Annotated in this window: 7 protein-coding genes; 6 read left to right on the top strand and 1 reads right to left on the bottom strand. The window is 32.3% G+C overall.

The features are described 5' to 3' along the window. Positions 1-253 (bottom strand): helix-turn-helix domain-containing protein (locus BLV37_RS08825; RefSeq protein ID WP_143031478.1); only part of this gene is annotated, 253 nt, incomplete at its 3' end. Positions 254-435: 182 nt separating this feature from the next. Here BLV37_RS08825 and BLV37_RS08820 point away from each other — a divergent pair. The 6 genes from BLV37_RS08820 to ligA all read left to right on the top strand — a co-directional run bounded on the left by BLV37_RS08820 (position 436) and on the right by ligA (position 9,114). Beyond that, positions 436-1,437 carry an amidase domain-containing protein gene (locus BLV37_RS08820; protein ID WP_091730151.1) on the top strand — a complete coding sequence of 334 codons (1,002 nt, stop codon included), beginning with the start codon at positions 436-438 and terminating at the stop codon, positions 1,435-1,437. Between the two features lie 213 nt (positions 1,438-1,650). Then, positions 1,651-2,715, top strand: coding sequence for an ArsR/SmtB family transcription factor (locus BLV37_RS08815; protein ID WP_091730148.1), 1,065 nt, complete (start codon positions 1,651-1,653; stop codon positions 2,713-2,715). An 11-nt stretch (positions 2,716-2,726) separates the two neighbouring features. After that, positions 2,727-4,418 (top strand): ABC transporter ATP-binding protein, encoded by a 1,692-nt coding sequence (locus tag BLV37_RS08810; protein ID WP_091730146.1) that lies wholly within the window; start codon positions 2,727-2,729, stop codon positions 4,416-4,418. A 38-nt stretch (positions 4,419-4,456) separates the two neighbouring features. Then, entirely contained in the window at positions 4,457-4,750 is a 294-nt protein-coding gene (locus BLV37_RS08805; RefSeq protein WP_091730143.1) for a hypothetical protein, read from the top strand. Positions 4,751-4,892: 142 nt separating this feature from the next. Then, complete coding sequence (gene pcrA, locus BLV37_RS08800) at positions 4,893-7,103, top strand: DNA helicase PcrA (RefSeq protein WP_091730140.1); 2,211 nt, start codon at positions 4,893-4,895, stop codon at positions 7,101-7,103. Between the two features lie 16 nt (positions 7,104-7,119). Further along, complete coding sequence (gene ligA, locus BLV37_RS08795; protein WP_091730138.1) at positions 7,120-9,114, top strand: NAD-dependent DNA ligase LigA; 1,995 nt, start codon at positions 7,120-7,122, stop codon at positions 9,112-9,114. The last annotated feature ends 349 nt before the right edge of the window (positions 9,115-9,463 follow it).

Below are 9,463 nucleotides of genomic sequence, written 5' to 3'. Positions count from 1 at the left end.
TATCAGCTAATGATCCTTTTCCATCTAAGTAATCTCTTACAGCTATATTCTTAATTTCTTCTGAATAAAAAGAATTCTTAGAAGTACCTAATCCATCAACACCTAGTGCTTGAAAATTTCTAATCCATTCTCTTAAGGTGCTATTGTCAACGCCAATAAGTTTAGCAGTATTATTAATGGAGTCTATTCCATCTAAACATCTATGGACATATTCTAGTTTCTCATTTGTTGTAAATGCACCTTTTCTTCCCATAAAAAATACTCCTCCTTGTAGTGAACAGTTTTATTATTTTAACTGTCTACTACAAGGGGAGCATATCAAAAAAAATGAGGGTGTTTTGTTTTACTATTTTTACAATAACAAAATAACCCTATAATGCATAAATTAAATAGAATATATAATCAAAATTTGTATTTTGGAAGGATGATTGAATCATGGCAGTGAGAATTTTACTATTTAGAACAATATATAGATCCTTGATTAATAGAGAATTAACTAAAGCACAGATTTATGATGAGATTTTGCATAGGATAAAAGGTAAAGAGATTAATTTTTATGACATAGAAAGGCTTTATAAATATATTGTTAGGAAAAAATATAATAATGCTACAGTAGTAGAGCTGTATCTGGAAAATAGAGATGCTCTAAACATTCTAGATATTGAAGGATATAGGGATGTACTAGCCCAAGAGGAATACATTACTAGGCTTATTACTCAAAGGTATGGGCGAGAAACATCTCTATCAAATTGGAAAATGAATTTATATTTTCTAAAGGGTGCTTATTCACACATAATCAAGGATAAAAGCGCAGATGCTGCCCTAGTTAATTCATATATACAAGGATATTCTTTTATAGAGAGCATAAAACTCCAATCTAAGAAGAAATCTAAAAAAAGCGTAAATGCAATATCTACTTATTCTCCAGAAAAGGCTGTAAAATATGCAATTACCCATGCCTTTAATTATAATACAGACAAATATCCAAGCTATGCAGGAAAGGGTGGAGATTGTGCTAACTTTATATCACAAGCATTAAATGCTGGTGGCAAACCAATGCTAGGAACCAATGCTACAAATTTTAAAAATTGGTTCTGCAGATCAAACAATTTGTGGGATGTAAGTAAAATTTCTTCGACCTGGAGAGGGGCAGATGCATTTAGCTATTATTGGATGTCAAAGGCTGTCTCTTATAAAGATTTTGATAGAACCTATTTTAATGATGATTCTAAATTTAAAAAAGTTTTATCATATGGCCATAGGGGAGATGCAGTATCCTTGTTTAACAGTAATGGCAGACCCTTTCATACATTAATAATTATTGACTATGCTAAGGATGATTTGATTTGTGCAGCACATTCTAATGATACGATAACTGCATCATTAAAGTCCTATGGTTATTTTGGAGGAGTCAGAATATATAAAATGAGTGATTAATAACCCTGATAAAATTCTCAATCATAAAATCTAAATAAAGGAAAAAATTTTGAAAAAATTTCAAAAATAGTATTGACATATTTAGATGTTTATATATAATGTAATTAGATAGATATCGAAAATCGAAAAACAGGAGATAAAAGCACATTTTTTTTGGCAGGACATTAGATGAATCTCTAAGATGATATTAGATAAATACAGGAGGCGATTTTTATGAAGGTGTTATTTAATAAGGAAATAGGAAAGCTTTATGATTTATTTGCAAGTCTAATGGTGTCGCTAAACTCTGAAGAATATTTTGAGGAGATTTCTAAGTACAATATTCCAGAGGATAAAGTGTTCAAAGAGGCATTGGAAGAGGTAAAGGTCTTACTTGGAGATGAACTTCCTAAATACAATAGAACATTTCATTTTAATTCTAATGTAGGTTTTTCACTAATACATACAGATAAAATGTGGTACTGTAAGGACTTAGAGGAATATCTTGAATACATAGAAGCCTTAGATGAATATGAGGTACAAAAAATTATCATAGCATTTATCGACTATCATGGTGAAGAATGGATTCAAGTAAAAGATGATGAAATAATTAAGGAATTACTGAGGGACAAGGTAAAGCTCTATAAATTTTTAGAAGACAAACCTATATCCGATGAAGAAAAATGGAGAATATTTTCAATTTTAAACAACATAGAAGGCTATAAAAATGATTTCACAACCTTGATTAGAGAATACAGCTTAAAATATGATGCTCTATATAGGAAGCATGAAAAGGAAATGGAGGATTTTACTCTGAAATTAGAAGAAGAAGTAAATAAGAAGGGGATAGCTATAGATATTCCTATTAATCAATTTATAGACGCAAAAATTATAAAAACCTTATTCATAATTCCATCATTCTTTCATTCTTACACCCTATCCCAAAACCGAATAAACAAAAAAGGAGAGAGTTATTTAATCCTAGGTAAAAACATAGAACAGATATTCCAAGGAGCAAATAGGGAGGCTTCTATGGAACGAAATATATCAATATTTAAAAATCTAGGAGATTTAAACAGATATACATTTATAAAGCTACTTTCTGAAGGAGAAAAGTATGGGCAGGAAATTACAGAAGCATTAGGCATTACATCTGCTACAGTTTCCTACCATGCTAATAACCTACTAATTGCTGGACTAATCACTATGGAAAGATATGAAAACAAAACATATTATAGTCTTAATAAAGAATCCTTAAGACAAATGATAGATTTTATAAAGAAAGATTTAAAAATTTAAGGAGGATATTTATGAAAAAGTATTTTTTAAAGAGTAAAACCTTATTGGCTCTAAATTTTATTTTCATAACTATGTGCTCTGCTTCAAGTGTCATTTTGGCATTTATTCTGAGACAAATAACAGATATTAGCTATGGAGGAGAGATTGATAGACTAAAATCTGTTCTCTATCTTATGGCTGGATATTCTGTACTCATGGGCATATTAGGCTTTATTAAACGAATACTAAGAAGACTTTTCATCAAAAATACTATGTATAATTTAAAGAAGGATATTTTTAATAACCTTATATCACGTAAGATTTCCTCTTTCTCATTAGAAAACAGTGCTAATTATATTTCTGCTATAAATAACGATACCGGGATAGTAGAACAAGAGTATTTCCTAAGCCTATTAGATTCCTTTGATTATGTGATTACTTTTATTATAGCTACCTTTGCAATATTTAAGCTTAACACTTATGTAGCTATTGCAATATTACTTTCTGGATTTATTCCTATGCTTGTTCCAACAATTTTCCAAAAGGAATTAGGAAAACGAAAGAAGGAGTATTCTGATGGAATAGGCTCCTTTACTACAAAAATTAAGGATATTTTCACAGGCTTTGAAGTAATAAAAAGCTTCAATATTGAAGAGAAAATCAAGGAAGATTTCCAACATTCTAACGAGTCTTTAGAAACAAAAAAATACAGGTCAGGATTTTTTGAATCAATTGCAAATACTATTTCAGAATTCTTTGGATTCGTAGTTTTCTTTGTACCCTTAGGCTTAGGAACCTATCTCACACTTAATGGCCAGTTTACAGCAGGAGGAATGGTAGCATCAGTACAGCTTACCAACTATATAGTTAACCCTGTGTTAAACTTCTCCTATATTCTAACTAAAATAAAAGGAGCAAAGCCTATAAATGAAAAGCTATGTAATATGATAAATGAAAGCAATGGAGAGGAAGAGGGCGCAAGCAAGGAGGAATTTAGAGAGTTAATCCAATTTGAAAATATTTCTTTCTCTTACAATGAGGAAAGAAAAATCTTAGACAATATTAGCTTTAGTATAAACAAAGGCGAAAAAATAGCCATTGTAGGCAAAAGTGGAAGTGGAAAATCTACCTTATTAAAGCTGCTCTTAAGATATTATGAAAATTATGACGGAGAGATAAAATTAGATGATAAAAGTATTAAAGATATTAGTCTTACATCCTTATATAAGCTAATATCTATTATACAGCAAAATGTCTTTATGTTTGATGATAGTATAAAGGCAAATGTAGCATTATATGGAGATTATACTGATGAAGAAATAGATAATGCAATAAGGAATTCAGGTCTAGAAGAGCTATTAAAGAACCTGCCTATGGGAAAAGACTCTTCAGTTGGTGAAAATGGTTCTAATCTCTCTGGAGGAGAAAAACAAAGAATATCTATTGCAAGAGCATTAGTAAAAAACACACCCATTATATTATTAGATGAAGCCACAGGAAGCCTAGATTCAAAAACAGCCTACGAAATAGAAAACTCCTTATTAGGTATTGAAGGATTGACTTCAATTGTAATTACCCATAAACTAAGTGAAGAGCTATTAAGTAAATATGATAAAATATTAGTATTAGACAAGGGTCAAATTATTGAAATGGGCAGCTTTGATGAATTAATTGATGAAGAAGGATACTTCTATAGCTTATTTAATGTAGAGAAAGCAGCATAAATATAAGATTTACTATAGAAGCATGGGGGGCGATAAAAATGAAAAAAAGGACTTTAATATTATCTATAATGATTTTGCTACTGACAATGCTATTGTCTGGATGTATACCTGGGGATGGCAGCTACACATATAATAAGCCAGCAGGATTTCTTTCAGGCATATGGCATGGATGGATTGCACCGATTTCCTTAATAATAAGTATATTCAAGCCAGGAATTAGGATATATGAAGGTGTAAATACTGGATGGTGGTACGACTTTGGGTTTTATATGGCAGTGATTAGTGGATTTGGTGGATTCTCACTTAGCAGAAAGAAGAAAAAAGAAAGATAGTTGAAGAACCTTCTATAAAAATGAAATACCATTTTAATAGAAGGTTTTCTATTAGAGCAAAAGTTTTTATATTCTCCTTCATTAATTATATACTTTCCTATATAATAATGAGAAGAGAGGAAAATGAAAGGAGCAACTATTGATGAATTTTCTTGATGGACTTAATGATAAACAAAGAGAGGCAGTACTGGCTACAGAAGGCCCTTTACTTATTTTAGCTGGGGCAGGTTCGGGCAAAACTAGAGTACTTACTCATAGAATTGCACACCTTATAAAAGAAAAGGGAGTAAGCCCATATAATATACTAGCCTTAACCTTTACAAATAAGGCTGCCAATGAAATGAAAGAAAGAATATCAAATCTAATTGGAGACGGAATAGATGCTGTTTGGGCAGGTACCTTCCACTCCATATGTGTGAGAATACTTAGAAGGGATATCGAAAGATTAGGATATGGGAGCAATTTTGTTATATTTGATACCACAGATCAAAAAACCTTAATAAAGGATTGTATAAAGGAATTAGATTTAAGCGAAAAGCTTTATGAGCCAGCTGCAATGATGAGTTTTATTGGCTCACAGAAGGATAATTTAATCCAGCCAGATACATATATTAACCAAAATTATAGAGATTTTAGAGAAAGACAAAAAGGTGAAGTGTATAGTCTATATCAGAAAAAGCTTAAACAAAATAATGCCTTAGATTTTGATGATTTAATTGGAAAGACCATAGAACTGTTTAGAAAGCATGGGGATAGACTTGAACATTATCAGGAAAGGTTTAAATATATACTAGTAGATGAATACCAAGACACAAATAGAGCTCAATATGAGCTAATAAACCTTCTATCAAAAAAATACAAGAATATTTGTGTAGTGGGAGATGATGACCAGAGCATCTATAAGTTTCGCGGTGCTGATATCAGAAATATTCTTGATTTTGAAAAGGATTATTTAAATGCAAGGGTTATTAAACTAGAGCAGAATTATCGTTCTACAAAAACAATCCTAAATGCTGCCAATCAAGTAATAGAGAACAACCAAGGCAGAAAAAGTAAAAGGCTATGGACTGCAAATGATGAAGGCTGTCTAATAAAGACCTATTGTGCTGAAAATGAGTATGATGAGGCTAATTTTATAGTAGACAAAATAAAAGAAATATCTAAGGAAGAAGACAAAAAACTATCTGATTTTGCAATTTTGTATAGAACTAATGCCCAATCACGTGTTATAGAAGAATCTTTTGTAAAATCAAATATTCCTTATAAAATTGTAGGAGGACATAAGTTCTACGATAGAAAAGAAATTAAGGATATTATAGCCTATTTAAGATTAATTCAAAATCCTGTTGATGATTATGCATTTAAGAGAATTGTAAATGTACCTAAAAGAGGAATAGGGAAAACTTCAATAGATAGATTAGAGCAGTATAGCCTTAAAAAAGGAGAGAGCTTATACAATGCTATGTTGGATTGTGACGAAATACCTGGTCTCACTCAAAGGGCTAAGGATAGCTTAAGCTCTTTTTCATCCTTAATTAGAAAATTTATGGCTATGAAGGAGATTTTCAGTGTTGAGGATTTAATAGAGAATATTATTGATTCGATTGGTTATATAGAAGAGATAAGACAAGAGGATAGTATACAAGCAGAGTCAAGAGTAGAAAATATTAGAGAGTTTCTTTCTGTTGCTGTAAACTTTGAACAAACTAGCGAGGAAAAGACCTTAGAAGCATTTCTTGCAAATATTTCTTTGCTTTCCGATATAGATAAAACAGATGATGGAGATAGGGACACAGTTACACTAATGACTTTTCATAGTGCAAAGGGTCTTGAATTCCCAGTAGTATTCATGACTGGCATGGAGGAAAGCCTATTTCCAACCTCAAGGGCATATTTTAGCGAAGATGACATGGAAGAGGAAAGAAGGCTATGCTATGTAGGGATTACAAGAGCAGAGGAAAATTTATATATGACCCGTGCTACTAGTCGTATGCTTTACGGAAAGACAGGAAACAACTCTATGTCTAGGTTTTTAAAGGAAATACCTCAAGAGCTAATGGAAGACTTAAGTGACAACAAAATGAAGTCAACATTTTCAACATGGAGTAAAGCAAGTAATAGTGAATCTCCTAAATACTTTACTGGTTATACTGTAGAGAACACAAGAAAAAGCATAGGAGCTGTAGATCTAGATATCCATGTGGGAGTAAAGGTTAAACACAAGGATTGGGGCATAGGAACTGTAGTAGCTATAAAGGATGATGGAAACGATAAACAGCTTAGTATAGCCTTTGAAGGTCAAGGCATAAAAAAATTAATGCTTTCATTTGCACCTATAGAAGTGATTTCTTAAGAGAGGGTGATATGTTTTGAATAAACTAGATAGGATAAAAGAGCTAATAGATATTATAAATGACCTTAACTATTATTATTACACTTTAGATAATCCTAAGCTCAGCGATAGAGAATATGACAAACTATATGATGAGCTAGTAAGTCTAGAAAAAGAAACAGGTAATATATTGCCTGACTCACCTACTCAAAGGGTAGGTGGTATACCTTTAGAAAAGTTCGAAAAGCATAGGCACTTAGGCAGTCTGTGGAGCTTAGATAAGGGACAAAGCTTTAGTGAACTTAGAAACTGGGATCAAAGGGTGAAAAGGCTAATTGAACAGTATAACATGGAGCATGAAGACAAACTGCCCCAACCAACCTATGTTATGGAGCTAAAATTTGATGGTTTAACTATTAATCTAACCTACGAAAATGGGAACCTAATACAAGGTGCTACTAGAGGTAGTGGAACTACAGGAGAGGCTATTTTACCACAGCTTAAAACAATAAAATCCATACCCTTAAGCATAAAGCATAAAGGTATTATAGAAGTACAGGGTGAAGGCTTAATGCCACTATCAGCTCTTGAGAAATACAATGAAACAGCAGCAGAGCCTCTTAAAAATGCAAGAAATGCAGCAGCAGGAGCACTTCGCAACCTTGACCCTAAGATTACTGCAGAAAGAAATCTCATAGCATACTTTTATAATATCGGATACGGGGAAAATCTAAGCTTCAATACTCATGTTGAAATGATAGAATTTCTCAAAGATAACAGATTTCCTGTTAATGATTATCTAAAAACCTTTAACAATATAGAGGAAGTAATACATGAAATCGAGAGAATAAAAGAAGACAGGAAAGGTTTGGATGTTCTTACAGATGGATTGGTAATAAAAATAGATCATATGAAAACTAGAGATGCTTTAGGATATACTCAGAAGTTTCCTAGATGGGCGATTGCATACAAATTTGAAGCAGAAGAAGTGACTACAGAGCTTTTAGGTATAGAATGGAATGTAGGGAGAACAGGAAAGGTTACTCCTACAGCGTTGCTCCAGCCCATTGATATAGGAGGAGTAACAGTAAGAAGAGCTACTCTTAATAATTGGGACGATATACAGAGAAAGCAGGTTGCATTAGGCTGTAGAGTATGGCTTAGAAGGTCTAATGATGTAATACCTGAAATCATGGGAATTGTAGATGATGATTGTACCAATATGGAAGAGATAAAAAAACCAGAAAAATGTCCAGCCTGTGATAGTGACCTAGTTCAAGAGGGTGTTCATATTTTTTGTCCTAATTCTCTATCCTGTAAGCCGCAGTTGGTTTCTAGACTAGTACATTTTGCTAGTAGAGATGCTATGAATATAGAAGGCTTTAGCGAAAAAACTGCAGCACAGCTTTTTGAGGAAATTCATTTAAAGGATATTCCGCAGCTGTATGAGCTTAAGTATGAGGATATAATAAATCTTGAAAGATTTGGACCTAAAAAAGCCCAAAATTTGCTCCTTGCCATTGAAAAAAGTAAGGAATGCACCTTAGATTCTTTTATATATGCCCTTGGAATACCTAATGTAGGTAAAAAAACTGCCAGTGATTTAGCCCATGAGTTTAAATCATTAGAAAAGCTTATGGAGGCAGAACGAGAAAAGCTCATTACAATACCTGACATCGGAGATATAGTGGCTAACAGTATTATTGAGTTTTTTCATGATGAAAAAATATTAAGTAGTATTGAAAAGCTAATGTCAGAGGGAATTAATATTAAATATGAGCATGAGGAGATAGTAGAAGAGACAATGTTTACGGGTAAAACTGTTGTAATAACAGGCAGCATAGAAGGGCTGACTAGAAGTGAAGCAGAAGCCATAATTAAAAAAATGGGGGGCAAGACTTCTGGAAGTGTAAGTAGAAAGACAGATTATGTTATTGTAGGAGAAGAAGCAGGCTCTAAAGCAGATAAGGCTAAAGAACTGGGTGTTGATATTATTACAGGACAAAAATTTTTAGATATTATAAAAAAATAAATTAGGGATTAGTAAAAGAGATAAGCTTATAGTTTATCTCTTTTTTCGCAACAAAATGCAGGATAGGAAAACGTTTCCTGCATTTTACTAAACCTTGATGCCTCCGCGGGGGCAGCTTGCATTTCGGAAAACATTCAAAAATATACAAACAAAAACAGATAAAATAAAGTCTATATTAGAAGAGTACAACCACTTTTCAAATGAAGCAATTACAAATAATTATAAACATATAAGCATATTTATAAACCACCTTACAATTGGAATTTTTTAAGGGGTTTAGCATATAAAGGACTACCTGCTTTCAAAGCGAGATAATTGCTAGAAAAGGCTTTTGGGATAAAAATGTTAC

It is taken from the genome of Proteiniborus ethanoligenes, assembly GCF_900107485.1.
Lineage (GTDB): Bacteria > Bacillota > Clostridia > Tissierellales > Proteiniboraceae > Proteiniborus > Proteiniborus ethanoligenes.
The sequence above is the reverse complement of the archived record's forward strand: the minus strand, read 5'-3'. Positions and strand labels throughout refer to the sequence as shown.

Bases quoted from the DNA above. Each gene is read 5' to 3' on its own strand.
- pcrA (WP_091730140.1), top strand. From the start codon at position 4,893: ATGAATTTTCTTGATGGACTTAATGATAAACAAAGAGAGGCAGTACTG.
- BLV37_RS08805 (WP_091730143.1), top strand. From the start codon at position 4,457: ATGAAAAAAAGGACTTTAATATTATCTATAATGATTTTGCTACTGACA.
- BLV37_RS08815 (WP_091730148.1), top strand. From the start codon at position 1,651: ATGAAGGTGTTATTTAATAAGGAAATAGGAAAGCTTTATGATTTATTT.
- BLV37_RS08810 (WP_091730146.1), top strand. From the start codon at position 2,727: ATGAAAAAGTATTTTTTAAAGAGTAAAACCTTATTGGCTCTAAATTTT.
- BLV37_RS08820 (WP_091730151.1), top strand. From the start codon at position 436: ATGGCAGTGAGAATTTTACTATTTAGAACAATATATAGATCCTTGATT.